Genomic DNA, 26,118 nt, shown 5'->3' with positions numbered 1-26,118 from the left:
CACTCCTAGCGGTAGGTCGAACGCCGACTTGGGAGGTGTGACAGATAAAATCCGGCTGTGACCACTCCTCAGGCGGACCGACTCATCGGTATCACGATCGACGGGCGCTACCGCGTCGTACGCCGGCTCGCCAGTGGCGGGATGGCCACGGTCTACATCGCCGTGGACGAGCGTCTCGACCGCGACGTGGCGCTCAAGGTCATGCATCCCCACCTCGCCCAGGCACCCGGCGGCGCAGATTTCGTCGCCCGCTTCCGACGCGAAGCCAAGGCTGCCGCTCGCCTCGCACATCCCAACCTGGTCGCCGTGCACGATCAAGGTATAGATGGCGGAGTCTCGTACCTCGTCATGGAACTCGTCTCCGGAACCAATCTGCGGGCTCGGGTGAACGAGTTGCCGCCGCTGCGCGTACGCGAGGCACTCGCGATCATCGAGGACGTGCTCTCGGCGGTCGCCACGGTGCATCACGCCGGTCTCGTCCATCGTGATATCAAGCCGGAGAACATCCTCCTCAGTGCCGATGGCCGCGTTAAGGTCGCCGATTTCGGGCTCGCACGCGCCGTGACGGAGGTCACGGCAGCGAGCACGGGAACCATCTTCGGCACCGTCGCATACCTGGCGCCCGAGCTGATCGACCGGGGGTATGCGGATGCGCGCACGGATATCTACGCGATAGGGGCGACGTTCTACGAGGTGCTCACCGGAAAGCCGCTGTTCGGCGGCAGCACGGCCATTCAGATCGCGTTGCAGCACCTCAATGCACCCAGTCCTCTGGTGCGCGAGTCACTGCCGTGGCTTCCCACGGAGGTCGAGCAACTGCTGGCCGGAATGATCGCCCGCGACCCAGACGACCGCTTCACCGACGCCACCGCCGCGAAGACGAGCCTGCGCCAGGTTCGCGCGCAACTCTCCGAGCAGGTTCTCGATATGCCGGTCCTCACGCCCGCTGCCCTTGAGGACGAGCCCACCGACGAGATCGGTTCACGTTCCTCCCTGGACCAGGCGAGCGCGGACCACGACTCCGAGCCTGCCATCGATTCAGGCGAGATCGCCAGCGCGGATGCGCACCCGAACGAAGTCAGCGACCTGGCATCGCCGCCGACCGAATCCACGGGGGCGGTAGCGAACGCTGGAGTTGCCCACACCCTGGCGATCGACATGCAGCGCACGTTGCCGCACCGCCTCTTGCAAACCGAAGATTCCTCGCCCGCCGTCAGCGATCCGGGGCGCGCTGGGCGCCGACGTAGCAGGTTCGCGACCCGGCTCGTCATCGGCTTGGTAATCGTCCTAGCCATCGCTGGCGGTGGCTACTTCGTGTACAACGGCGTGGGCCCCGGCGCGTACCGCATGGTTCCTCAGGCGGGCACCGTGGGTGCGGCCGACAGTGCCGAACAGGCGCTGATCGCTGCGGGGTTCGACACGAGTCGCACCAGCGAGTACTCGGACACGGTGCGCGCCGGCCAGCTCATCACGACTGATCCCGAGGCGGGCACACGTGTTCGCAAAGGGAGCACCGTCGAGTTGGTGGTGTCCCTGGGCGTTCAGCACTTCGAGGTACCCACCAAGCTCATCGGCAGCAGGAAGGCTGCGGCGATAACGGCGATCAAGGAGGCGGGATTCGCCGAGCCCACCATCACGACCGCGTACTACGACGACGTCGACAAAGGTGCCGTGACCGCAGTATCGGTTCCCGAGGGCTCGCAGCAGCCACACGACACACTGATCGCGCTGACGGTCTCAGGCGGCAAGCAGCCCGTGCAGATCCCGAACGTTGTAGGGCACCCCCAAAAGGACGCGAAGAAGGATGTCGAGGCGCTCCGCTTGACCTGGCACAAGGCGGATTCTCAGTACAGCGACACCGTTCCGCGTGGATCCGTGATCAGTCAGGACCCGGTGGCCGGAACCTCGGGGCACGTCCTCGATACCGTGACGGTGGTCGTCTCGCGCGGGCCCGAACTAGTGGTGGTGCCCGATGTGCGGGGGTTGAGCGAGGACGGTGCCGTCACCGAACTGCTGAATGCCGGCCTCAAGTTCGAGGTGAATCGCTATCTCGGCGCCTACTTCGACAAGGTTCGATTCCAGAGCGAGGAACCGAACAGCGAGGTTCCCAAGGGGACGAAGGTGACCATTACCGTCTGGTAGCGGCGGTGTCCCTGCGCCGCGAGCCGCCGCCTCGTTCGCGGGCGGAGACGACGATGCTGGTCATCACGCGACGCCCCATCGTCCCGGAGCAGAGCTAGAACTCGGCACTGCGGGACTGCGGGCTGCGCTGTGGGCGGCACTACGGGCTGCGCAGACCGGCGAACGCTCTTTGAGCGAGGCGGGACACGCTAGCCGGTCACCAGCATCTCCGCGACCAGGAATGCGAGTTCCAGTGACTGCTGATGATTGAGGCGCGGATCGACGAGTGTTTCGTAGCGCGCGGCGAGGCCCTCGTCGTCGATCTCCTCCGAGCCGCCGAGCACTTCGGTGACATCGTCGCCGGTCAGTTCCATGTGCAAGCCGCCAGGGATGGTGCCCACGCTGCGATGCACCTCGAAGAATCCGACGACCTCATCCATCACATCGGAGAATCGGCGTGTCTTGTACCCCGTGGCCGAGGTAATGGTATTGCCGTGCATGGGGTCGGTTGCCCATGCCGCAACCAGTCCTTCGCGCTTGGCAGCTGTCGTCAGAACCGGCAGTACCTCGCGGATCCTGCTGGCTCCCATGCGCGTGATGAAGGTGAGTCGTCCCGGCACGCGGTCGGGATCTATCCGTTCCGCCAGAGCCATCATCTGATCCGGCGTTGTCGTAGGCCCCAGCTTGATGCCGATGGGGTTGGCGACCTTGGACAGGAATTCCACATGGGCGCCGTCGAGTTGCCGGGTGCGCTCCCCTATCCAGAGGAAATGCGCGGACGTGTCGTACGCGTTGCCGGTGCGCGAGTCGATCCGGGTGAGGGAACGCTCATAGTCCAGCAACAGCGCCTCGTGACCGACGAAGAAATCCGTGGTACGCAGCGCTGAGAAGTCGACACCGCATGCGGCCATGAACCTGATCGCTCGATCGATCTCCTTGGCAGTGCGTTCGTAGCGCTTATAGGCGGGATTCTTCAGGAATCCGGCGTTCCATTCGTGAACGCGGCGCAGATCGGCGAAGCCACCCTGCGTGAAGGCCCGGGCGAGGTTGAGGGTTGCCGCGGAGATGCGGTAACCCTCAACCATCCGCATGGGATCGGGAATCCGAGACTCGGCCGTGAATTCGAAGCCGTTGACCATGTCACCGCGGTAGGCGGGGAGTTCCACGCCGTCCCTGATCTCCGTGTCGGAGCTGCGCGGCTTGGCGAACTGGCCAGCCATGCGCCCCATCTTGACGACAGGCATCGACGCGCCGTGCGTCAGCACGACCGCCATTTGCAGGATCGTCCGGATCTTGTTCCCGATGCGGGCGGAATCCGCTTCAGCGAACGATTCGGCGCAGTCTCCGCCCTGCAGGAGGAATGCCTCGCCGCGCGCCACTCTCGCGAGATTGTCCCGAAGCTGGTCCGCCCCCGCAGGGACGACTATGGGCGCATTCTCCGACAGGATCGACCGCGCTCGATCGAGCCGCTCAGCGTCCGGCCAAGTCGGTTGCTGCAGTGCGGTCAGCGAGCGGAACGAGTCGAGGTCATTCGACTGGTTGACATTGGATTCGATAGTCACGTGTGGGCCGGCCCCTCATCCAGCCTGGCGATCAGTGAGCCGCGACGGCCGCGTCGGGATCGAACGGCTGGCCGATGGCTCCGAGCAGCTCGCCGAACCACTCCTGCTTGACGTCGAACGGCTTGCCGCCGGCGATGCGCGGGAACTCGATGGCGCGCAGGCGATCGCCGTTCTCCTCGTCGTGACCGATCACGCCGGGCGTACCCGCAAGTGCTGCCTCGACCGCAAGGTCGGTCATCGACTTGATGAGGCGCAGGTCCTCGGGGTTCGCGGCCGCGGCTCGGGAGTAGTAGCCCGACTTTTGAACCATGACCTTTTCGGCGCCCAGCTTCTCGGCGAACTGCTTCGCGAACCACTGTCCGGGGTTAACGGTGTCGAGCTTGACGTGACCGAAGGGATCGCGCTGGACCTCCTCGCCGGCCGCCTCGAGTTGCGCGACGATCTCCGAGACGCCCGCGCCCTCCGACAGGAAGATGTTGACGTTTCCAACCTCGTCCATGACCGTCTTCAGGCGCGCCGCCTCGGCGTCGATGTCCACGCTTAGTTCGGGAACGAAGACGGCGTGCACGTCCCAGCGCTCCTGGGACAGCCCGAGTGAGGGAACCCACTTCTGCGTGGTCACCCACTCGCGATACTTGGCTGCCGCAGCGGCGGTCAGCCAGCCGCAGTGGCGACCCATGACCTCGTGCACGATGAGCATGCGCGGACCGCTACGGTGCTCGCCGATGATGTTCTTGGCGAAGTGCGCCGCCTCTTCCGCGGCCGTCCAGGCACCGAGCGACTGCCGGATGGGCACGACATCGTTGTCGATGGTCTTGGGCAGCCCCACGACGGTGAGCTCGTAGTCGTTCTCGTGCAGGTAGGCCGCCAGGTCGGCCGCCGTCGTGTTCGTGTCGTCGCCACCGATGGTGTGCAGTACATCGACTCCGTCGGCCTTCAACTGGTCCGCAGCGACGGTGAGGGGGTTCTCGCCCTCCTTGACCAGCCCGCGCTTGACGCAGTCAGCAGCGTTCGTGAGCTTGACGCGGGAGTTTCCGATCGGCGATCCGCCGAACTTGTGGAGTTCACCGGCCGCCTTGCGGGCGGTCTCGTCCACGATGATCTTGTTGCCGAGCAGCAGTCCGTGATAGCCGTGCTGGTACGCGATGATCTCGATCGTGGGGTCGATTTCGGTGTAGCGCTCGATGAGGCCGCCGACCGCGGACGACAGACAGGGAGCGAATCCACCCGCGGTGAGCAGAGCGACGCGACGAACGGTCATGAGAACAGGTACCTCTCGTGAGAATGTGACAGTTGTTGGAACGGTGATGCTGGCATGCCAGGCAGGGTGATCGGCTCTCGCCGCCCGGCATGCGGGCCTTGCTAAGTCTACGGCGCTCCTACTTGGGCCGGACTGGGACCGAAAGACCCGCAGGAACCGGCAATCCGCCGGGCGACGATGGCTCATCGACTGACTCCGGCAGATCCAGGGGCTTACCGGCCGCCAATCGGGCCTTCACGGTTGCCGCGTACGAGTCGACGTACTCCTGTCCGGAAGCGAGCATGATGCCGTGCATGATCTCATCGGTCACCTTGCGCAGGACGAATCGGTCCTCGTGTGCGCCGCGGTATTCCGTGAAGTTGAGCGGCTCGCCGAAAGCGATGCCGATTCGCGTTGGTCGCGGCAGTCGCTTGCCGATGGGCTGAGCCTTGTTCGTCCCGATCATGGCAACGGGCACCACAGTGGCACCCGACTCGATCGCGAGGCGCGCTACGCCTGTCTTCCCGCGGTACAGGCGGCCATCTGGGCTGCGCGTTCCCTCGGGATAGATCCCGAAAATCCCGCCGGACTGGAGGTAGCGCAAGCCTGTGTGCAGAGCCGCCTCGGACGCCCGGCCGCCGGTGCGGTCAACCGGAATCGTGCCGACGCCCTTCATGAAGCCCGCCGTGATCCGCCCGCCGACGCCGCGACCCGAGAAGTACTCGGCTTTTCCGATGAACACGATCTTGCGCTTGAGGACGAGCGGAAGAATGAACGAATCGAGCACGGAAAGGTGATTCGAAGCCATGATGACCGGCCCGGATTCGGGGACGTTCTCGGCTCCGATCACCCAGGGACGAAACGCCAAGCGCAGCAGCGGACCGGCCAGAATCCGCTTCATGAGCCAATAGAACAACGAGCCTCCTCGTGGTCGGTTGCGTGTGCACCGCCGCAGGTAACCCTACAGTGGAGGCATGTCATCAAGCCATCTCACCCCGCCGGAACCGCCGGACGATGACCCGCGTAGCGAGGGCGACGATCTTCCAGCGCAACCTGAACAGACTAGCGCTTCAGGCGGTGTCAATCCCAATGCCACGGATCCGCAGGAACCGGCGATATCTGCCGGCGAGGACTCGGCGTTCGACATCGACGCCGAATTCGCCAAGCTTGCCGCGGAACTGGATGACATCCCGGGTTTCCGCAACCTGCAGCCCATGCCCGGGCCCGCAACCGGAGGCCCACTCGGCCCCCGGGATTGGGAGCCCGGACCCGATGATCCCGGTGAGGACGAGTTCATCGCACCCGATCCCGAGGTGCGGCTCGACGGCGATCCCTCCCGCGTCCTGGGCTGGGCGGTGCTTCTCACCGGTATCGTCACCGTGCTCGTGTGCATCGTCCTGCTCCGGGTGATTCCGGGCATCGTACTGACGATCGGCTCGGTCATGATCCTGGTGGGCGCCGCCATTCTGTTGTGGCGGTTGCCGCGAAACAGGGATGACGAGTGGGACACCGGCGCGCGCGTGTGAGCCCCGCGCCGGGGCGCTGACGCGAATCCCGTACCCTTGTCCCTAATGCCATCGGCCCGCAAAGACCCGCGTCCCGAGCCAGCAAAGGAGCAACCGTGGCCTCACTGACGGAGTACCACACGCCGCTACTCGTCGAGGTAGATCCGATCTCGAACATCAACGATCTCCTGCGCGATCGTGTCGCCTCGGCGGCCAACCAGCCACTGGTCGAGTTCAAGTCCGCAACGGGCTCGTGGAAGACGCTGACCGCGGCTGAGTTCGAGGCCGAGGTCATCGCCGTCGCCAAGGGCTTCATAGCCCGGGGCGTCAAGCCCGGCGACCGCATCGGCATTATGGCGCACACGTCGGTGTCGTGGGAGTTGCTCGATTGGGGGGCCTGGACCGCTGGCGCCATACCCGTTCCCCTATACGAGACATCCAGCGGCGAGCAGGTCGAATGGATCGCTCGCGATTCGGGCCTTAGCCTGCTCTTCGTTGAGAATGCCGACTTCGTAAGCGTGGTCGACGAGGCGCGGCGGCTAGGCACCGCTCCGCCGCCAGGTGCCGTCCACGTGATCTCCGAGGGCGCAGTGGAGTCCCTCAAGCTCACCGGCTCGAGTATCACGGACGACGAGCTCGAGCAGCGCCGCGCGGCTGCCACGGCTGCGGATGTAGCGACGATCATCTACACCTCGGGCACCACTGGCCGTCCCAAGGGCGTCGAGCTCACCCACGGGAACTTCGTATCGCTGGCGCGTAATTCGGCCGCTGAGTTCCCCGAGATCGTGGCCGCTCCCGGCGCCCGGGTGCTGCTGTTCCTTCCACTGGCCCATGTATTCGCTCGGTTCATCTCCGTCCTCGGCATAGCGAGCGGTTCGGTCGTGGGCTACGTGAGCGACATCGCCACACTGATACCGGATCTCGCCCACTTCCGACCCACGTGGCTGCTCGCAGTGCCACGAGTATTTGAGAAGGTCTACAACGGAGCCGATCAGAAGGCCGCCATCGAGGGGAAGCAGAAGATCTTCCGCTGGGCCGCCAAGGCCTCTATCGCCTATTCACGGGCATTGGACACCCCGAGCGGGCCCGCACTCGGCCTGCGGATCCAGCACGCGCTGGCGGATCGGCTGGTACTCAAGAAGATCCGCACGCTACTGGGAGGCCAGGCGAAGTACGCAATCTCCGGCGGAGCGGCACTCGGCGAACGACTGGGGCACTTCTATCGTGGGGCGGGATTACTAGTCCTGGAGGGCTACGGGTTGACGGAGACGACTGCGCCGATCGCCGTGAACCTGCCAGGAAATATCAAGATCGCCACGGTCGGCAGGCCGTTCCCCGGCTGTTCGGTGCGGATCGCCGCCGACGGCGAGGTCCTGTTGCGCGGGCCCAACGTATTCCAGCGCTATCACAACAACCCTGCGGCGACTGAGGAGGTCATCCGAGACGGGTGGTTCCACTCAGGGGATCTCGGTTCCCTCGATTCGGACGGTTACATCAAGATCACCGGTCGGAAGAAAGAACTGATCGTCACCGCCGGGGGCAAGAATGTCGCGCCCGCGATCCTCGAGGATCGCCTGCGGGGTCACCCCCTCGTGAGCCAGTGCGTCGTCGTCGGTGACGCAAAGCCGTTCGTGGGTGCCTTGATCACCCTCGACGCCGATGCGCTTCCGGGCTGGCTGAAGGCGCACGGCAAGTCGGAGATGAGCGTGGCCGAGGCAAAGAGCGACGCGGACGTGATCGCGTCCCTCGATCAGGCCGTGGCTCGCACCAACCGTGCCGTGTCGCGGGCAGAATCGATCCGCAAGTACCGCATTCTAGATGGCGACTTCACGGTGGCCAATGGTTACCTCACGCCCTCGCTCAAGGTGAAGCGCAGCCTCGTCCTCCAAGACTTCGCCCGCGACGTGGCGGCCATCTACGAGTGATCCGCGGCGTGGCCGGCCCCTTGGTGTCCGCGGTCCGGCCTAGGGTGGGCCCATGCCCGTTGTGCCGACCGTGACTGCCATACAGGATTCATTCGAGGATCTCGGGGAATCCCTGTTCGAGACGACGTTCGTCGTCGTTGACCTCGAGACGACGGGCGGTTCGCCGCGCACTGCGGCAATCACCGAGATCGGCGCCGTCAAGGTTCGCGGCGGGGTGGTCCTGGGCGAGTTCCAAACCCTGGTCAACGCCGGCGTAGACGTGCCGCCGTTCATCGCCGCGTTGACCGGCATCACGAGCGAGATGCTGCGCGATCAGCCGTCGCTCGGGCAAGCGCTCGCCTCATTCCTCGAATTCGCCCGCGGCGGCGTGCTCGTCGCGCACAACGCGCCGTTCGACATCGGATTCCTCAAGCGGTCATGCGATCGGCTCGGATACGTGTGGCCAGGCTTCGAGGTCGTCGACACGGTCCCGCTCGCCAGGGCTGTGGTGCCGAAGGACGAGGTTCCCAACCACAAATTGGAAACCCTAGCTCGCCACTTCCGCGCAACAGTGACGCCGGAACACCGGGCACTGGCGGACGCCCGCGCGACCGTGGATGTCCTCCACGCTCTGCTGGAACGCCATGCCTCCCGCGGCGTCACTCATCGAGGCGATCTCGCCACCGCCTGCGCGCGAGTCCCGGACCAAGTCCGCCGCCGTCGCACGCTGGCTGACGACCTCACGACGGGAGCCGGCGTATACATTTTCCGCTCGGCCGAGGGACTTCCGCTGTATGTAGGCCGTTCGGGGAATGTCCGAGCGCGGGTCCGGCAGTACTTCACCGCTGGGGAGCGGCGCGGGCGGATCGCAGAGATGGTCAGGCTAGCCGGCCGCGTCGACGAAGTGCCCTGCGCCTCGGGTCTGGAGGCCCGCGTGCGCGAGTTGCGGCTGATCGCCGAGCTCGAACCGCCGTACAACCGGAAGTCCACGAGGCAGTTCCACCAGCACTGGGTCACGATGAGCGCGGAGGCCCATCCGCGCCTGATCGTGACGAGGAAGCCGCCGCCAGCGCCTGCTATAGGACCGTTCACGAGCGCCGCGCGAGCCCGCGAGGTCGTCGAGGCCATCCAGGAGGCGTTCGACATCCGGACCTGCACCACGCGACTCCCCCTGTCGCCGAAGCCGGGCGCGAAGTCCTGCGCCAGGCACGAGATCGGCCGCTGCAGCGCGCCGTGCATTCTCGCGTCCCCTGCCGAGACGCCGGACGTACGGGCGGTCCAAGCGCTGCTCGCCGGCAGCGTTGGAGAACTCGTCCGCCGGTACCTCGCCCGCATTCAGGAACTCGCTGCCGCGCAGCGATACGAGGGTGCCGCGTGGGCACGGGACCGACTACGGAAAGTCCTGAGCCACATCGATCACTCCGTATGGCACGACTACCTGCGATCCGCGGAATCGCTAGAGATCGCCTCCCCTGTGCGAGATTCCCAGGATGTCGAGATCGATGTGGCGGTTCGGGGTCGCCACGTCGGATCCGCACGCGTACCCCGCGATGGGATCCACCGTGCCCTTGAGGCTATCCGTCTGACCGCGGACCTACGGCCACCCGACCTGGCATCAGCCGAAGAGGTAGCCATGCTGGCCGAACAACTGCGCAGCCCCGGCGTTCGGCTGCTCACCGCCGGCACTGTCCCGCCATTCGGCAATGAGGCGAGGCAGGCCCTGGACGCCATCTTCCCCGCAGATTCCGGCGCGACGATCAGCGCTTAACTGCGCAACCACCGCTGAGCGGCGCAGCGCTCAGACGGTGGCCGCAATCCAACGGTCCAGGAGTCGGGCGGCAGCACCGGAATCGATCGCCGTTGCTGCGTGGTCGATCCCGCGCCGTAGCCGATCGATGACCGTGCCATCCGCTGGTGACGTGCCCGCCATCGAGCCGTCAGCAACGAGGCCCGCTGCGGCATTGAGCAGGACCGTGTCGCGCACCGGACCCGGCTCGCCGGCGACGAGATCCCGGAAGACCTGCGCATTGTGCGCGGCGTCGCCGCCTCGTAGGTCGTCGCGGGAAATCGGCAGCATGTCAAGATCGCGAACCGGATCGACAGTCAAGTAATCGACGCTGCCGTCGTGTACGTGCCAGATATCCGCGACGCCCGTCGCCGCCAGTTCATCCAGGCCGTCTCCGGACCGGAAGACCAGCGCCGAGACGCCGCGGCCCGCGAGTACGCCTGCCATGAGCGGCGCCATGCGTAGGTCGGCTACGCCGAGCGCAATGGCCCGCGGACGTCCAGGATTCGTGAGCGGACCTAGGAAGTTGAAAGCCGTCGGAACCCCGAGTTCGCGCCGGGTCTGGCCGGCAAAGCGCATGGCGGGATGGAAGGTCGCGGCGAAGCAGAAAGTGATGCCAACCTCGCGGGCGATCTCCCCCACGCGCTCGGCGGTTAGGTCCAGGCGGATACCCAGCGCTTCGAGGACGTCCGCCGACCCCGAGGACGATGAGGCCGCCCGGTTTCCGTGCTTGACCACCAGCGGTCCAGCGGCAGCGATCACCACTGCTGACATCGTCGAGATATTGACAGTGTGCGCGCGGTCGCCCCCCGTGCCGACGATGTCCACTGCGGCAGTCTCGACATCTATGGGAAGTGCGTGTGCCAACATGCCTTCCGCGAGGCCGACGATCTCCGCCACCGTCTCGCCCTTCGCCCGCAGCCCGACCAGGAAGCCGCCCAATTGCACCGGAGTAGCCTGTCCCGACATCACCGAGTCCATCGCCCACTTCGTCTGCTCCGCAGAGAGATCCTCTCCGCGGATGAGGGCGGCAGTCAGGTCGGACCACGAATAGGTGGCAGTCACGAGGATCTCCTTAGTTCGAGCTCGAATGTGATCGCTGCACGAGATGGCAGGCGCTGACGCGCGCTCTGGCAATCTTTCCACCGATCAGGGTTGAAGTCCTACTCCAGGGAGGCAAGCCGCGCCTAACGACGACCCGCATCCCCACCGGGCAGAGGAGATGCGCAGCCCCTTTGGTGACAGTTGTCTAGCAATCGTCACCAGGAGGCGCTGAAAGTCGCTAAAACCGGCAACAACTTCGCAAATCATCGCGACTCGCATGGGCCCAACGGCCCACGCATGGCCTCCCTTCAGCAATAATGGCTATGTGTCAACTGCGTCTGTAGCCGAGCCCACTCAGCACCAGGTCCACGTGAACCGCCCCAACCCGGTTTCCGTGGGAACCATCGTGTGGCTAGCGAGTGAACTGATGTTCTTCGCTGGCCTGTTCGCGATGTACTTCACCGTACGAGCCGTCCTGCCAGCCGAGGAATGGGCGAAAGGGCCCGAACACCTCAATGTGCCGCAGGCACTGTTCATTACCACGGTCCTGGTTTTGTCCTCCGTGACCTGCCAGTTCGGCGTCCTTGCTGCCGAACGTTTCCAGCCCCGTCGCACGGGCTCCATGTGGGAAGTGGGCAAGTGGGGCCTGCAGGAGTGGACGACGCTCACATACATCCTCGGCGCGGTGTTCATTGCCGGTCAGGTACTCGAGTACGCCGAACTCGTGGAGCACGGCCTGACGATCTCCTCGTCACCGTACGGCTCCGTTTTCTATCTCGCGACGGGTTTCCACGGACTGCACGTACTCGGTGGCCTGATCGCGTTCCTGTTCGTTCTTGGCCGGACCTTCTCCGCCAAGCGTTTTGGGCATCACGAGGCAACGACAGCGGTCGTGGTGTCGTATTACTGGCACTTCGTCGATGTGGTGTGGATCGCGCTGTTCGGCGTGATCTACTTCCTCCGCTAGCCGCGGGCCCCATCCCCCTAAGAAGACAAGGATCATTGACGTGAAGGCAATCGCCGCCCGACGACACCATCGGTTCGCACCGCTGGTATTAGTCATGTTGGCTCTGCTGCTCACTGGTGCGTTGTATGCCGCGTTCGCGCCGTCCGGCGCGCAGGCGGAGGAGCCTGGCACGAATGCCGACGACATCGCAGCGGGAGCTCAACTATTCCAGGCGAACTGTGCGACCTGCCACGGCGTCGACGCGAGCGGCCGCGAAGGCATTCCGTCACTGATCGGCGTGGGCGCCGCCGCCGTGGACTTCCAGGTGAGCACCGGACGCATGCCGATGCAGAGCAACTCGGTTCAGGCACCGGTCAAGCCGGTGCAGTTCGATGAGACCCAGATCCGTCAGCTCGCGGCGTTCGTCGCGTCCCTCGGCCCTGGCCCTGAGGTTCCGTCAGACGACGCCATCGATCCGGAAAAGGGCAACCCCGCGCTGGGCGCCGAGATCTTCCGGACCAACTGCGCCATGTGCCACAACGCGGTTGGTGCTGGCGGTGCCCTGTCTGAGGGCAAGTACGCCCCCGACCTCTGGGACACGACACCGAGGCAGATCTACGAGGCCATGGTCACCGGCCCGCAGTCGATGCCCGTCTTCAACGAGCACAACATCACGCCCGAGGAGAAGCGCGACCTCATCTCCTACGTCGTGGCACAGCGCGAGGGCAGCCCGGGAGGAAACACCCTCGGCTCGCTCGGACCCGTCTCTGAGGGGCTCTGGGCTTTCGTTCTTGGTATTGGCGCACTGATCGGTGCAGCCGTGTGGGTAGGAGCTAAGTCGTCGTGACCGATTCGCAAGTAGTCTCCGGATCTGAGACAAGTCACTCGGGGGAAGTCGCGGAATCCTTCCAGGATCCCGGCATTCCCGCGCACGTCCCGCGGCTCGGCGATTCGGACCCCAAGGCGGCAAAGCGCTCTGAGCGCATAGTCGTGGCCCTGTTCGCGCTCTCGGTGATCGGCACGATCGGAACACTCGTTGCCTTCTTCACCCTCCCTGACGACACCTCCATCGCGGGCGTGCGCACGCAGAACGTGACCCTCGGCCTCGGCCTGGCTTTTGCCCTTCTGGGCATCGGCCTCGGCGCTATCCACTGGGCCAAGACGCTCATGTCTGACCATGAAGTCGTCGAGGACCGGCATGCGACGGCCAGTTCTCCCGAGGTGCGCGAGATCGCCATCCAGCACCTGAAGGACGGCGCGAAGGACTCCGGCATTGAGCGTCGAGGTGTCCTCAAGGGCGCGGTGGTCTCCGCCCTCGCGCTCTTCCCGCTCGCGCTGGCCGTTCCGCTGATCGGCGAAGTGGGAAGCGACTGGAACATCGGTAAGTTCCGCCACACAATATGGCGCCGCGGCGTCCGATTGGCGACCGACCCGACAGGGCGCCTCATCAAGGCGGCGGACGTGACGATCGGCTCGGCATATCACGTCATTCCGTACGCCGAGGACATCGCTGAAGAGGTTCGTCCCGGCACGCACAGTTGGATCGATGAGAAGTCCAAGGCCATTGTTCTGATGGTCCGCATGGACCCGCGTGAACTCACTGAGTCCGAGGAGCGCAAGGACTGGTCCCACAACGGAATCGTGGCCTACTCGAAGGTCTGCACGCACGTGGGTTGCCCCGTCGCGCTATACGAGCGTCAGACGCACCACCTGCTGTGCCCCTGCCACCAATCGACATTCGACATGGCTGATGGCGCGAAGGTCGTGTTCGGACCCGCGAAGCGACCCCTGCCGCAGTTGCCCATCACCGTTGACGACGATGGATACCTCGTCGCCCAAAGCGATTTTCATGAGCCCGTCGGCCCGAGTTTCTGGGAGCGCCTGAAGTGAGCACCGCAACGACTACGCAACCCGACAACGGCCCCACCACCAAGGCTGGCAAGGCGGCGGACTTCCTCGACCAGCGCACCGGCATCGGTGTCGCCGTAAAGGAATTTGCTCGCAAGGTGTTCCCGGACCACTGGTCCTTCATGCTTGGCGAGATCGCCCTCTACTCGTTCATCGTGTTGATCATCACCGGTATCTTCCTCACGATGTTCTTCGTGCCGTCCATGGGGCTAACGACGTATCACGGTCCGGTCGAGACAATGCACGGACTGGAGATGTCCGAGGCTTTCGCCTCCACGCTGCGACTCTCGTTCGAAGTGCGCGGCGGACTGCTGATCCGGCAGATCCACCACTGGGCGGCGCTGATCTTCGTCGCCGCAATGGTCGTGCACATGATGCGCATCTTCTTCACCGGGGCATTCCGTAAGCCTCGCGAGATCAACTGGATGATCGGCTTCCTGCTGCTGGTCCTCGGCCTGCTCGCTGGCTTCTCCGGTTACTCGCTTCCGGACGATGTCCTGTCGGGCAACGGCCTGCGCATCACTGACGGCGTGGTCAAGTCGATCCCGCTCATCGGGTCGTACATGTCATACATGATCTTCGGCGGCGAGTTTCCCGGCCACGACATCATCCCCCGACTCTTCACCGTGCACGTGCTTCTGATTCCCGGGCTGATCCTCGCGCTTGTAGCAGTTCACCTCGTGCTGGTCGTGGTGCACAAGCACACGCAATACCCCGGTGGTGGCCGCACGGACAACAACGTCGTCGGATTCCCACTCTTCCCGGTCTACACGGCGAAGGCGGGCGGGTTCTTCTTCGTCGTCTTCGGTGTCCTGTCGCTAATGGGCGCCCTCCTGGCCATCAACAATGTCTGGAACTACGGGCCATACGATCCGTCGCCGGTATCCGCTGGAGCCCAGCCGGACTGGTACATGCTGTTCCTGGAGGGCTCATTGCGCCTGATGCCAGGACAAGCCGAGGTCGTGATCGGCGGCTACACGCTGTCTCTCAACGTGCTTGTGCCCGCAGCGATCATTCCGGCTCTGCTGCTCGGTTTCATTGCGATGTACCCGTTCATCGAGTCTTGGGTGACCAAGGACAACCGGCCGCACTCGGTTCTCGACCGGCCCCGCAACGTCCCCACCCGCACTGGGCTGGGCGTGGCGTTCCTCACCGCGTTCGGAATCCTCGTCCTTGCTGGGTCCAATGACCTCATCGCCACCCACTTCGAGTTATCACTCAACGCGATCACGTGGGTGTTCAGATTCGCGTTCTTCCTTCTCCCGGTCATCACCTTCTGGGTGACGAAGCGAATCTGTCTGAGCCTTCAGCGCAAGGATCGCGAGCTCGTGCTCCACGGACACGAGCACGGCCGCATCATCCGCACCGAGGAAGGCGAATACTTCGAGGTTCACAAGCCGCTCAACGACGAGGAGCGCTGGCTGCGCGTTAACTACCGCGCCCACGCCCCGCTCATTCTCGAGGAGCAGCCCTACGATGAAAAGGGCAAGCGGAACAAGGGCTACCGACGCGCAAAGTTCCGGGCGCGCGTCTCGCGCTTCTTCTACGAGGATCGGATTGAGCCTGTCACTCCAGCCGAATTGGCGGCCGCGCACGGCGATGACCACAGTCATTCGATCGCGCCGGATGCCGACCGGCCCGCCATTCATTAGTTGAAGCACCTCGTCAATGCGGCCACAGCGTGGAGTGACCATTCCACACTGTGGCCGCATTGTTCGCCCGGTGGACCCCGGGGACAAGTTGTAGCAGAGTGGATGTAGTCGGGCCCAGCCCGATCGCCCGGTGCTACGACATCGCACAACGAACCACATCAGGAGGATGAACAGCATGGCTGTTTACACGCTGCCCGACCTTACGTACGACTACAGTGAGTTGGCGCCGCACATCTCGGCGCGGATCATGGAGTTGCACCACTCGAAGCACCACGCGGCATATGTCTCCGGAGCAAACACCGCTCTGGAGCAACTCGAAGAGGCCCGCGCCACAGGCAACTTCGCCACAGTCAACCAGCTTGAGAAGAACCTGGCGTTCAACCTTGGTGGTCACGTCAACCACTCAGCGTTCTGGACCAACCTCTCGCCGAATGGTGGCGGCGAGCCAACCGGCGATCTCGCTGAGGCCATTGGCGAGAACTTCGGTTCGTTCGATGCGTTCCAGAAGCACTTCGCCGCAACGGCAGCCGGCGTACAGGGATCAGGATGGGCCATCCTCGCGTGGGACTCGATCGGCCAGAAGCTCGTGATCGTTCAGCTCTACGACCAGCAGGGCAACATTGCCCTCGGCCTCACGCCGATCGTGCTGCTCGATGTCTGGGAGCACGCGTACTACCTGGACTACGCCAACGTTCGGGCCGACTACGTCAAGGCCTGGTGGAACATCGTCAACTGGGATGACGCAGCAGCCCGCCTCGCGCGAGCAAAGACTCAGACCGCCGGACTCATCGTTCCGTAGCACCCCACGAGCAAGGGAGGGCCTGCGTCCACAGTGGCGCAGGCCCTCCCTTGTTTGCGTCGCCTTCACCGATGCTCAATGACCCAGGGCATCGCTGGTAGTGACTCGGTCGCAATCTGAATAGTCTGATTCGTTCGGGAATCCCGCAGGCACCAAGACCCCGCCGCGACTGTGCTCAACCATCGTCAACGGCACGGGATGGTCGCCGCAATCGCATGCCGCGGGAACGGCGTGCGGCGCAGAGGTTCGTGATCTCTTCAACCCCTGCTCGTGGCCACCGGACATCGATTCCGGATGCAAGGAACCGCCCGGCCATGAAAGAGGCCGGGCGGTTCTCGTTGGCGAAATGAAGCCTGGTCGAGCGGTGCAGAATCTTCGTGATGCGAGGTTCGGCGGCCGATCAGATGGCTGGTTCGCAGCGGTCAGTGCGAGTGCTGCCCGCGGGAGAACTCGAAGACCCATCCCACAAGCGCCACGACGCCGATCAGGGCGCCGATGATGAACACCCACCAGCCAACAGCAAGGCCGAGGAAGCAGAGTGCCGCAGAGCCCGCCAGCGCGAGGGGCCACCAGCTCCACGGGGCGAAGGCGCCCTGGTCGCCGGGAAGGTCGCTGATCTGGCCGGCTGGATCGTCCTCGGGTCGTGGGTCGATGCGGCGTGCCGTGAGGCGCAGGTACACGCCGATCATCAGCGACAGGCCGGCGACGAGAACCAGTGCCGCCGTGCCTACGGGTTCGAGCCCGCCGTGACCCCATTTCCACGTGGAGAAGCCATATGCGAGGGCAGACAGCGCGAAGAAGTAGCCAGTCCATTCAAAGAGGCGAGTTTCAGCCTTCATCAGGCGTTATCTCCTTCCATGGGCTTGTCGTTGGGACCGCTGTCACGCAGGTCCGCCTGTCCGACGAGGTGAGCCAGAGGGCTTTCCTTCTTGACCGTTTCGTCAAGAGCGGCAAGGTTCGGATAGTGCGCGTCGAGGGCCGGGCGCTCCGAACGGATGCGCGGGATGGCGTTGAAGTTGTGTCGCGGTGGAGGGCACGACGTCGCCCATTCGAGCGATGCGCCGAATCCCCACGGATCGTCGACGCCGACCAGCGGAGCTTTGCGCCATGTGATGTAGACATTCCAAAGGAAGGGCAGCACCGAGATCCCGAGAATGATGGATCCCACCGTAGAGATCTGGTTGAAGGTCGTGAAACCATCCGCTTGCAGATAGTCGGCATAGCGTCGAGGCATTCCCATGACTCCGAGCCAATGCTGGATCAAGAACGTCATGTGGAAGCCGACGAAGGTGAGCCAGAAGTGGATGTGTCCCAACTTCTCGTTCAGCATGCGGCCGGTGAACTTGGGCCACCAGAAGTAGAAGCCGGCGAACATCGCGAACGTGACGGTACCGAAGATCACGTAGTGGAAGTGGGCGACGACAAAGTAGCTGTCCGAGATGTGGAAGTCGAGCACCGGGCTAGACAGGATGATGCCCGTCAGGCCACCGAAGAGGAACGTGACGAGGAATCCGATGGACCAAACCATGGGCGTCTTGAAGGAAATCTTCCCTCGCCACATCGTTCCGATCCAGTTGTAGAACTTCACGCCGGTGGGAACCGCGATCAGCATCGTCATGAACGCGAAGAACGGCAGTAGCACGGCGCCGGTGACGTACATGTGGTGCGCCCAAACCGTTACGGAGAGCGCTGCGATCGAGATCGTGGCGTAGACGAGACCCTTGTAGCCGAAGATCGGCTTGCGGCTGAACACCGGGAAGATCTCCGAAACCACGCCGAAGAATGGCAGCGCCAGGATGTAGACCTCAGGGTGCCCGAAGAACCAGAAGAGGTGCTGCCAGAGGATTGCCCCTCCGTTCTCCGGATTGAACACCTGCGCGCCGAGTACGCGATCGGCCCCGAGGGCGAACAGCGCCGCGGCCAGCGGCGGGAAGGCCATCAGGACGAGCATCGAGGTGATGAGGGTGTTCCAGGTGAAGATGGGCATCCGGAACATGGTCATTCCCGGAGCACGCATCGTCAGGATCGTGGTGATGAAGTTCACCGCACCCAGAATCGTTCCGAAGCCACCTAGTGCCAGGCCGAATACCCACAGGTTTCCGCCAAGGCCGGGGCTGAATGTCGAACTCGACAGCGGCGCGTACGCGAACCAGCCGAACGATGCCGCGCCGTCGCGAGTGAAGAAACCCGCCGAGGCGATGAGTCCGCCGAACAGGTACAGCCAGTAGGCGAACATGTTGAGTCGCGGGAACGCGACGTCGGGCGCACCGATCTGCAGTGGCATGAGCACGTTGGCGAAACCGGCGAACAATGGCGTTGCGAACAGCAGCAGCATGATCGTGCCGTGCATGGTGAACAACTGGTTGTACTGCTCGGCACTCTGCACGAACTGCAGGCCCGGCTCGAACAACTCGGCGCGGATGACGAGGGCCATCACGCCGCCGATGCAGAAGAAGATGAACGACGTGATCAGGTACAGGTACCCGATCGTCTTGTGGTCAGTGGAGGTGATCCACTTGACGACAGTCCTGCCGAGCGTCTGACGCCTAGGGCTCAGGCCCGGGACGCTTTGCGCACCTGCTGCCGCGCTCATGAGTGCTCCTTCGTACGGGTAGTCTGCCCGCCATCCTGCAGGCGGTTCAGGTCTAGGCCGAGACGGCCGCTGTGGTCCTCGCGTTGCTCGGCGGCCCACGCATCGAACTCGTCCTGAGTTACGACCTTCACGTTGAACAGCATGCCTGAGTGGTACTCGCCGCAGAGCTCAGCGCACTTTCCGGCGTAGGTGCCGACTCGAGTCGGCGTGACCTGCCAGGTGTTCGCCCGGCCCGGGACCATGTCCATCTTGTCGAGGAACGCGGGTATCCAGAAGGAGTGAATGACATCGCGCGAGTAAATGTTGAACTGGACGACTTTGTCGACGGGAAGCACAAGGGTCGGCAGACTCTCGTCCGTGCCCGGGATGACCTCTCCCGCGGAGTCGTGCAACGGATCGTTCAACGTTCCCACGCTCTGCGCCTGGATCCCCGATACGTAGAAGTCGCCCGTGACTTGGTCGTCGGCATCGAGGCTCGCCGCGGCGCGCGGCGCGTCCTCGAGATAGTTGAAGTCCCAGCTCCATTGCTTGCCGATGACCTCGACGGTGAGGTCAGCATCCGCGGATATGTCGCGGACCTCCATCTGGTCCCGAACCGTGAAGTAGTAGAGGCCGCCGATCATGACGAGCGGCACGATCACGTACATCATCTCGAGCGGAACATGGTAGCGGGTCTGCGTCGGCAACTTGTTGTCACCCTTGCGCTTGCGATACGCGATGACGCACCAGATCATCAGGCCCCAGGTGATGATGCCGACGATCAGCGCCGAGATCCAGGATCCGACCCAGAGGTGAGTGATGCGCTCCGTCTGGTTCGTGACGTGCCCGTCTTCGAAGCCGGGAAGGTAGCCACGTTTCTCCAGCGGAGTACACCCCGCTAGGGCGACCAGGCAGACTGCGAGCACCAACATGCTCATCGGCCTGCGCCAACGCCGGGGGGAAGCTGTCTGCGCGTGCAAGGGATGGGCCTTTCACTTTATGGGGCCGCGTCATCGTCTTCATGACAAGCCTGACGACGCGGGACCTTCGTCCTCTTCAAAGTAGAGCCTATCGCGCGCGGAGCCCTGCGAGAGGCCAAACACTCGGGCGTATTGCCGCAGATGACCGTCGATACGGATGAATCCGACATGTTCACTACACATCGATGTTGACTGTCAGTTAGTTTCCGATAGTCATGCGCGATACCTTCGAAGCATGCACTTTCTCGATGCCGCCGGCGCCGCTCGTCCACGTGAGGTCGCCCGCGTGGCGTTGCAACGCGCCATGGCCAGCGCGTGGGGAAATCCGCACCGCGATTCTGGCCGGGCCGGGGCGCGCGCGCTGGAGGCGGCGCGCGAGGCGGTCGCCCGCGCGACGAACGCGCGTCGCGAGGATGTCATCGTCACGTCATCGCTTACGCAGGCGATTCACACGGGGCTCAGCGCAATGGTTGCCGCACGCGCGGGACGGTTCTCACCTCGAGTCCTCGCGTCCGCCAGTTCTCGAACGACCGTGCTGCACGCCGCCGATCACTTCGGTCAGCGTACGGAAGTTCGCGTCGACTCGGATGGCGTCATAGACGTGGAGGCTCTACGCGGATTGCTTGCCGAGGAAACCACCGGTGTCGTGACGGCGGAACTAGCGAACGTGGAACTCGGCACCGTCCAGCCCGCGGCTGCCGTCCTTTCTGCGAGCCATGACGTGCAAGTGCCCGTGCTCCTAGACGCGTCGGTGGGCTTGGGGCGAACCCCCCTACCCGACGACTGGGACGCTCTCGTCCTGGACGGCTCCGAGTGGGGCTGCGGTTTCGACATCGGATTCGTGGTTACGCGGTCTCGTGTGAGGCTCCGCCCCTCCTGGCCGGAGGATGCCGACGCGTGGTTCCCCGGGGGCGTCTCCCCCATGTGGGCGTATACCGCGGCCGTAGCGCTGGAGGAATTCCTGAGCAGTGCCGAGGACGAGCGCTCCCGGGCTCTGGAGATCAGCGACTATCTACGTGACCGATTGCCGTCAATACCGGGCGTCGCCATCCTGGCCCAGGGCGCAACCGAGCGCGTCGCGACGATTGTGGCAGTTTCCCTGACCCACATCGACGGCGAGGCCGCGGCACGAGCGCTTCTCGAACGCGGCGTGGCGGTGGGAACCGGTTCGGCGTGTTCATCCAGCACTATCGAGCCGAATCATGTGCTGCGCGCGATGGGTGCCACGTTCGACGGCCACCTGCGGATCACCATCGATCATGCATCGAGCATGGACGACGCGAGCGCACTCGTCAGCGCACTCCGCGGGATCATGATCGATCTGTAGGGCGTTGACCTGACTCAGGCGAACGATCCGCCACAGGCGCAACTCTCACCGGCGTTGGGGTTGTCAATGGTGAAGCCCTGGCGCTCGATCGAGTCGGCGAAGTCGACGGTCGCGCCTTCGAGATAGGGCACGGACATCTTGTCGACGACGACCTCGACCCCGTCGTAGTCCTTCAGCGCGTCGCCATCGAGGATCCGCTCGTCGAAGTAGAGCTGGTAAATCAGGCCGGAGCAACCGCCCGGTTGCACGGCGAGGCGCAGGCGCAGGTCGTCGCGACCCTCCTGCTCGAGCAGCGTGCGGATCTTGTCCGCCGCGGCGTCCGTGAGGACAACGCCATGCGTTGCAATGTCTGTGGTCTCGCTCATCATGTGCTCCATAGGTTCACTCGGCACTGTTGTGCCTGCTGCCGCCGCCTTCGCATTGCGCGAACCGGCGACCTTCCATCTACAAGTGTGCCAACGCTGATTCCCGGAAGGCTATTCCCGCGGCGCTACGTGATGCATTCCACACTACGCCCACCGTCGCCCGCGGTTGGAACGGCCGCTGGTGAAATCGTCCACGAGGCGCCGTCCCGCCGACACACGCGAGAAATGTGGCCCTGCTACGTTCGCATTGTGCCCAGTCCTCAAGTCTCGACCTCCAATTCGTCGGCTTTGCTAGCGGGTGCAGGCAGTTACGTGCTGTGGGGCGTGTTCCCGCTGTATTTTCATCTGCTGAATCCAGCTGGCGCATTCGAGGTCATCGTGCACCGCGCGTGGTGGGGAATGTTGACGTGCATCGCCGCGATCCTCCTGCTGAAGCAATGGCGAGCTTTCAAGGCGACGGTGCGCGATCGCAGTGCCGTGTGGCGCCTTGCGATCGCTGGCGGACTCATAGCCGTGAACTGGACCGTGTACGTGTACGCGGTGCAATCCGGCCATACGGTCGATGCGGCTCTCGGGTATTTCATCAATCCGCTCGTGACGGTGGCCCTGGGACGAGTCGTCCTGGGCGAGCGCCTCACGAGGCTACGCGCGTGCGCCGTGGCACTCGGCCTCGTCGCGATAGTCGTGCTCGTCATCGGCATGGGCCGCTTGCCGTGGGTTTCGCTCGTGCTTGCGCTGTCGTTCGGGCTCTACTCCCTGGCGAAGAAGGATGTCGCTTCACGCGTGGCGCCGTTGTCGGGCATGGCTATCGAAACCGCGGTCATTACGCCCGTACTCCTGGTCTACTACGGCTGGCTAGTGGCCCACGGTGCGGCATCGTGGCAGGACTACAGCTCCGGCAATGACGTCGCCGTGTGGGCCCATCTGCTGCTGCTGATCGGGTCCGGACCACTGACGGTGTTGCCGCTGTACTGCTTCGCGTGGGCCGCCCGCGGGTTGCCGCTCAGCGTGATGGGGCTATTGCAATACATCACGCCGGTTATGCAGTTGCTCATCGGCGTCCTAGTTTTCCACGAGCCGATGGCCACCGCGCGCTGGATCGGCACGGCCATCGTATGGCTGGCGCTCATCGTCCTCACCATTGACCTCTACCGATCGCTCCGCGCTCAGCCGGAGGCAGTCCGAACAGGGAAGACTTAGTCGGCTCCGCCTTCTCGTATCTCGGTCTCGCCGGTCGACTGGTTGCGCGGCACCTCGCCGCCCTGGTGGACGCCTGCGCGTTCCCAGGTTGCTGCGTTGCCCGCGGCGTCCTGAGCCCGTATCCACTGATACCACTGGCACACCGAGGTACTAGCTCCCCCGTGCGGGTGGATGGGGTCGGCGATCTCGTCATCGACGTAGCACGCGGCCTGTGTTCGCTGGCGACCCACAGCCTCCGGCATCACGACAATTCTGTACGTTACGACGTCCCCATTGGGCGATAGCCCTGTGACCGTCCAGCCAGAACCGGACTCATCCACGAATGCCGTGAAATCCGTCGGTCCCAGGTGGCTACCTGAGGGTTGGTCCGTCTCTTCATCGAGGTGAAAATCGATTCCTCTGACCCGCACTTCGTCTTCCATCAGGGCTCCTTCCGCCGTTGCGACGACCGTAAACCTGCCCTCTGACAAAGCATGCCTGCAAGTTGCGCGTTCCGGAAGGGTCCCTGGGGAATTTTGGTAATCAACTACTGAGGCTTGTCCACTGTCCATAGAAAAAGCACCCCCTGAGGTAGCAGGGGGTGCAAGCATTGAATTGAGGGTGGGCGATACTGGGTTCGAACCAGTGACCTCTTCGGTGTGAACGAAGCGCGCTACCACTGCGCCAATCGCCCCAATCGTTGTTGTGCAACGGTGCAACATCGTAGCCGTTCACCACGCCGAACGCTAATCCCGCGCGCGGAGGGCCACGACGCGCGAATGATCGCCCACAATTTGCTGCCACAGTTCTTGCAGCCTTTTCCCCAGCGGCAAGCGGCTCAGTACAACTCCGTCCAGTTCGTCGACTTGCACGACGCCACGCACCGCGCTGCTGAGGAGCAGTCCGGCGGTTCCGGACCGCACGCGATCGAGGATGTCACCGGGAACGCGCTCCTCGACCAACGGAATTTTCGACGCGGGAGCATGTTGTAGCAACAGCTTGCGGGCGATTCCGGGAAGGCAGCCGGATGCCAGATTCGGGGTGACTATGCGATCGGCCTGCACCACATACACGTTGGCCGTTGCCGTTTCGCACAGGTCTCCCCTGGTGTTGAGCCAGATCGCCTCATTCGCACCACTGCCGCGAACCTCGCGGGCGGCAATAATGTCCTCGCCCTTGGACACGGACTTGATTCCGGCCAATGCGCCCCACTCATTGCGCGGCCACGGGGCGATGCTCGCCCTGACCGGATCGCCGGAACCTCTAGGCAGCGGCATGGCACTGACACAGAGCACCGGTCGCCCTCCCCGCGCCAGACCGCTAGGTCCGTCGCCGGACGATACGGTGATCCGGACTCTGAGCGGATGCGACGGGTCCAGTCGATCCGCTAGGTAGATCGCCACCTCAGCAACGGATCGTTCGAGTTCACCATTCGGTGGGACAAGGATCCCGAGCCGTTCGAGCGACTCCATCAATCTTTCGAGATGGTCATCGAACCCCACCACGCGGCCACCGCGCCAGAGGAACGTTTCGAACACGCCGTCGCCCAGCAGGAATGCATGGTCAGCCGTGCTGACCGAGGCCGGGCCCATTTGGACTACACCGTCGATCCAGGTTGCGTACATCACTCGATCAACCATGGGCATTCCTCTCCCGCTATGGCATTCACGACGCCGCCTCCTGGTCGCCGTGGGCAGAGGCGAGCGCCACGAGCCGCGCGGCCTTCAGTTCGGTTTCCTGCCATTCCGACTCCGGATCGGAGTCATACGTGATGCCGGCGCCCGTTCCAAACCTAAGCGTTCCCGCTTCCTCCCCCGGTTCCCACCAGAAGGAACGTATTCCGACGGCCAGCACACTTCGCCCGGGATGACTCCGCACGATCCCAAGGCCGCCACAGTAGGGGCCGCGCTGCGCGGATTCCAACTTCCGGATGATCGTAAGGGCCGCTTCCTTGGGGGCACCCGACACCGATCCGGGCGGAAAGGTCGCGGCGAAGATGCTGGCCCAGTCCGGCTCGGCCCGGGCCAGAGTCCCGCGAACGGTGGATACGAGGTGCACCAGCCCCGGGTGCTGTTCGATGTCGAGGATCGGTTCGACGGCTATGGAACCGGGCACGCTCACGCGCTGCAGGTCGTTGCGCACCAGGTCCGTGATCATGACGTTCTCGGCGCGATCCTTCTCGCTCAGCCCGCTCGCATCGGCTGCAGTGCCCTTGATGGGCATGGAACGAATCTCGCCATCAGAGACGCTCAGGTATAGCTCAGGCGAAGCCGAGACAACCCAAATGGGCGCGATCGAATCACCATCAACGCCGGTCAATCCAGCGGGAACGTGAATATGGCTAGCGAACGGGGCCGGGTTGCCGCCTGCCAGGATCTCCGCCAGAGCAGCCGCATTCGGCTCACTATCGGTTCCCAGCGGCGCGCTCAGTATTCGGCAGATGTTTGCCTGATAGACCTCCCCCACCCGAATGCGGGCACGCACCTGCTCGACCGCATGCCGGTACCGTTCCCGCGACATGGACGATTGCCACGTCGCCGCGGTTGGGCCTCGCCAGTTGGCCGCATGGCGCTCGCGGGGAGCGGATTGGCCATCGTCCGGCGCACTGTGGGCGAACTGCCATCCCGTGATCCGACCCTCGAACGTGGCAACCACGAACCAGGTGCCGTGCGCCAGTAGTTCAGGGTGCGCGCCGACGTCCTCGCTACGCACCACGCAGCACAGGCGCTCGCCGTCACAGACGGCGTATCCCGCGTCGTAATGAGGCTGATCAGGCACGTTCCAAGGTTACCTTTCGTTGATATTTCCAGGGTGCGGACACCCCTTGAAGGGCCAATTGGACTACTGCCCGAAACATCCGCTAGAGTATCCAAGGCGCCGCGAGATCGGGAACGATCGACCGGAACGCATGCGGACGTGGCTCAGTTGGTAGAGCATCACCTTGCCAAGGTGAGGGTCGCGGGTTCGAATCCCGTCGTCCGCTCGGTGGCACACTCCCTTGGCTTGCGCCTGCGCTGGCCAGCGAGGGTCTCACGGTGGAGTGGCCGAGAGGCGAGGCAGCGGCCTGCAAAGCCGTATACACGGGTTCGAATCCCGTCTCCACCTCGCACGACCTTGGGCGATTGGCGCAGCGGTAGCGCACTTCCCTGACACGGAAGGGGTCACTGGTTCGATCCCAGTATCGCCCACCAGCAAGTTTGCTCCGAAAGGCGCTTCCTCCGATCAGGA

The 26,118-nt window shown here is 64.1% G+C and carries 22 protein-coding genes and 4 tRNA genes; 14 read left to right on the top strand and 12 right to left on the bottom strand.

The window, feature by feature from the left end; genetic code table 11:
* The first annotated feature begins 57 nt into the window (after window positions 1-57).
* On the top strand, window positions 58-2,142 hold the full coding sequence (pknB, locus tag FB461_RS04120; RefSeq protein ID WP_142119215.1) for a Stk1 family PASTA domain-containing Ser/Thr kinase: 2,085 nt from the start codon (window positions 58-60) through the stop codon (window positions 2,140-2,142).
* Window positions 2,143-2,330: 188 nt separating this feature from the next.
* Here the strand turns inward: pknB and FB461_RS04115 are convergent, their stop codons facing one another.
* The 3 genes from FB461_RS04115 to FB461_RS04105 all read right to left on the bottom strand — a co-directional run bounded on the left by FB461_RS04115 (window position 2,331) and on the right by FB461_RS04105 (window position 5,824).
* Window positions 2,331-3,683 (bottom strand): class II 3-deoxy-7-phosphoheptulonate synthase, encoded by a 1,353-nt coding sequence (locus tag FB461_RS04115; protein ID WP_142119213.1) that lies wholly within the window; start codon window positions 3,681-3,683, stop codon window positions 2,331-2,333.
* Between the two features lie 31 nt (window positions 3,684-3,714).
* Window positions 3,715-4,944 (bottom strand): pyrophosphate--fructose-6-phosphate 1-phosphotransferase, encoded by a 1,230-nt coding sequence (locus tag FB461_RS04110; RefSeq protein WP_142119211.1) that lies wholly within the window; start codon window positions 4,942-4,944, stop codon window positions 3,715-3,717.
* Between the two features lie 118 nt (window positions 4,945-5,062).
* On the bottom strand, window positions 5,063-5,824 hold the full coding sequence (locus FB461_RS04105; RefSeq protein WP_142119209.1) for a lysophospholipid acyltransferase family protein: 762 nt from the start codon (window positions 5,822-5,824) through the stop codon (window positions 5,063-5,065).
* 73 nt (window positions 5,825-5,897) lie between these two features.
* Between FB461_RS04105 and FB461_RS04100 the strand changes: the two genes are divergently transcribed.
* From FB461_RS04100 to FB461_RS04090, 3 genes are all read left to right on the top strand, one after another.
* Window positions 5,898-6,449 carry a V-type ATP synthase subunit I domain-containing protein gene (locus FB461_RS04100; protein ID WP_142119207.1) on the top strand — a complete coding sequence of 184 codons (552 nt, stop codon included), beginning with the start codon at window positions 5,898-5,900 and terminating at the stop codon, window positions 6,447-6,449.
* 104 nt (window positions 6,450-6,553) lie between these two features.
* The gene (locus FB461_RS04095) at window positions 6,554-8,353 is read left to right on the top strand and encodes an AMP-dependent synthetase/ligase (protein WP_142120744.1); all 1,800 of its coding nucleotides are present in this window, start codon (window positions 6,554-6,556) and stop codon (window positions 8,351-8,353) included.
* A gap of 52 nt (window positions 8,354-8,405) precedes the next feature.
* On the top strand, window positions 8,406-10,100 hold the full coding sequence (locus tag FB461_RS04090; protein ID WP_142119205.1) for a DEDD exonuclease domain-containing protein: 1,695 nt from the start codon (window positions 8,406-8,408) through the stop codon (window positions 10,098-10,100).
* 30 nt (window positions 10,101-10,130) lie between these two features.
* Here FB461_RS04090 and trpD read toward each other — a convergent pair whose 3' ends face one another.
* Window positions 10,131-11,183, bottom strand: a complete 1,053-nt coding sequence (gene trpD / locus FB461_RS04085) for an anthranilate phosphoribosyltransferase (protein WP_142119203.1) — start codon at window positions 11,181-11,183, stop codon at window positions 10,131-10,133.
* A 304-nt stretch (window positions 11,184-11,487) separates the two neighbouring features.
* Between trpD and ctaE the strand changes: the two genes are divergently transcribed.
* The 5 genes from ctaE to FB461_RS04060 all read left to right on the top strand — a co-directional run bounded on the left by ctaE (window position 11,488) and on the right by FB461_RS04060 (window position 16,467).
* Complete coding sequence (gene ctaE, locus FB461_RS04080) at window positions 11,488-12,129, top strand: aa3-type cytochrome oxidase subunit III (RefSeq protein WP_246046002.1); 642 nt, start codon at window positions 11,488-11,490, stop codon at window positions 12,127-12,129.
* Window positions 12,130-12,169: 40 nt separating this feature from the next.
* Window positions 12,170-12,955 (top strand): cytochrome bc1 complex diheme cytochrome c subunit, encoded by a 786-nt coding sequence (qcrC, locus tag FB461_RS04075; RefSeq protein WP_142119198.1) that lies wholly within the window; start codon window positions 12,170-12,172, stop codon window positions 12,953-12,955.
* Window positions 12,952-13,998, top strand: a complete 1,047-nt coding sequence (gene qcrA, locus FB461_RS04070; protein WP_142119196.1) for a cytochrome bc1 complex Rieske iron-sulfur subunit — start codon at window positions 12,952-12,954, stop codon at window positions 13,996-13,998. Before qcrC ends, qcrA begins: the two co-directional genes overlap by 4 nt.
* Window positions 13,995-15,668: a cytochrome bc1 complex cytochrome b subunit gene (gene qcrB / locus FB461_RS04065; protein WP_246046001.1), complete on the top strand. Its 1,674-nt coding sequence runs from the start codon at window positions 13,995-13,997 to the stop codon at window positions 15,666-15,668. The genes qcrA and qcrB overlap by 4 nt, the downstream gene beginning before the upstream one ends.
* A 175-nt stretch (window positions 15,669-15,843) precedes the next feature.
* Entirely contained in the window at window positions 15,844-16,467 is a 624-nt protein-coding gene (locus FB461_RS04060; RefSeq protein ID WP_142119194.1) for a superoxide dismutase, read from the top strand.
* A 422-nt stretch (window positions 16,468-16,889) separates the two neighbouring features.
* Here the strand turns inward: FB461_RS04060 and FB461_RS04055 are convergent, their stop codons facing one another.
* The 3 genes from FB461_RS04055 to ctaC are packed head-to-tail and all read right to left on the bottom strand — an operon-like array spanning window position 16,890 to window position 19,977.
* Complete coding sequence (locus FB461_RS04055) at window positions 16,890-17,306, bottom strand: cytochrome c oxidase subunit 4 (RefSeq protein ID WP_142119192.1); 417 nt, start codon at window positions 17,304-17,306, stop codon at window positions 16,890-16,892.
* A complete protein-coding gene (gene ctaD / locus FB461_RS04050; RefSeq protein WP_142119190.1) occupies window positions 17,306-19,060 on the bottom strand; it encodes an aa3-type cytochrome oxidase subunit I in 1,755 nt (584 codons plus the stop codon). The genes FB461_RS04055 and ctaD overlap by 1 nt, the downstream gene beginning before the upstream one ends.
* A complete protein-coding gene (gene ctaC / locus FB461_RS04045) occupies window positions 19,057-19,977 on the bottom strand; it encodes an aa3-type cytochrome oxidase subunit II (RefSeq protein ID WP_342776107.1) in 921 nt (306 codons plus the stop codon). The genes ctaD and ctaC overlap by 4 nt, the downstream gene beginning before the upstream one ends.
* Window positions 19,978-20,254: 277 nt before the next feature.
* Here ctaC and FB461_RS04040 point away from each other — a divergent pair, with 277 nt between their 5' ends.
* Window positions 20,255-21,346: an aminotransferase class V-fold PLP-dependent enzyme gene (locus FB461_RS04040; protein WP_170222603.1), complete on the top strand. Its 1,092-nt coding sequence runs from the start codon at window positions 20,255-20,257 to the stop codon at window positions 21,344-21,346.
* Between the two features lie 14 nt (window positions 21,347-21,360).
* Here the strand turns inward: FB461_RS04040 and FB461_RS04035 are convergent, their stop codons facing one another.
* Complete coding sequence (locus FB461_RS04035) at window positions 21,361-21,711, bottom strand: HesB/IscA family protein (RefSeq protein WP_142119186.1); 351 nt, start codon at window positions 21,709-21,711, stop codon at window positions 21,361-21,363.
* 249 nt (window positions 21,712-21,960) lie between these two features.
* Between FB461_RS04035 and rarD the strand changes: the two genes are divergently transcribed.
* A complete protein-coding gene (rarD, locus tag FB461_RS04030; protein WP_246046000.1) occupies window positions 21,961-22,911 on the top strand; it encodes an EamA family transporter RarD in 951 nt (316 codons plus the stop codon).
* Here the strand turns inward: rarD and FB461_RS04025 are convergent.
* The 4 genes from FB461_RS04025 to FB461_RS04010 all read right to left on the bottom strand — a co-directional run bounded on the left by FB461_RS04025 (window position 22,908) and on the right by FB461_RS04010 (window position 25,668).
* Window positions 22,908-23,333: a hypothetical protein gene (locus FB461_RS04025; protein ID WP_142119182.1), complete on the bottom strand. Its 426-nt coding sequence runs from the start codon at window positions 23,331-23,333 to the stop codon at window positions 22,908-22,910. The two genes, rarD and FB461_RS04025, sit on opposite strands and share 4 nt — an antisense overlap.
* Window positions 23,334-23,512: 179 nt before the next feature.
* Window positions 23,513-23,584: transfer RNA gene (locus tag FB461_RS04020), tRNA-Val, on the bottom strand.
* 52 nt (window positions 23,585-23,636) lie between these two features.
* Complete coding sequence (locus FB461_RS04015; RefSeq protein WP_170222602.1) at window positions 23,637-24,530, bottom strand: aminotransferase class IV; 894 nt, start codon at window positions 24,528-24,530, stop codon at window positions 23,637-23,639.
* 25 nt (window positions 24,531-24,555) lie between these two features.
* The gene (locus FB461_RS04010; protein WP_142119178.1) at window positions 24,556-25,668 is read right to left on the bottom strand and encodes a chorismate-binding protein; all 1,113 of its coding nucleotides are present in this window, start codon (window positions 25,666-25,668) and stop codon (window positions 24,556-24,558) included.
* Between the two features lie 132 nt (window positions 25,669-25,800).
* On the opposite strand from FB461_RS04010, the gene FB461_RS04005 reads away from it, so the two are divergent.
* The 3 genes from FB461_RS04005 (at window position 25,801) to FB461_RS03995 (ending at window position 26,081) form a co-directional block, all read left to right on the top strand.
* Window positions 25,801-25,873: transfer RNA gene (locus FB461_RS04005), tRNA-Gly, on the top strand.
* A gap of 51 nt (window positions 25,874-25,924) precedes the next feature.
* Window positions 25,925-25,995: transfer RNA gene (locus FB461_RS04000), tRNA-Cys, on the top strand.
* 11 nt (window positions 25,996-26,006) lie between these two features.
* Window positions 26,007-26,081 (top strand) — tRNA-Val (locus FB461_RS03995).
* Window positions 26,082-26,118 lie beyond the last annotated feature (37 nt).

Origin of the sequence: Rarobacter faecitabidus (assembly GCF_006716265.1) — a bacterium.
Lineage (GTDB): Bacteria > Actinomycetota > Actinomycetes > Actinomycetales > Cellulomonadaceae > Rarobacter > Rarobacter faecitabidus.
Note: the sequence above shows the minus strand (reverse complement) of the source record. Positions and strands in the feature narration are given on the sequence as shown.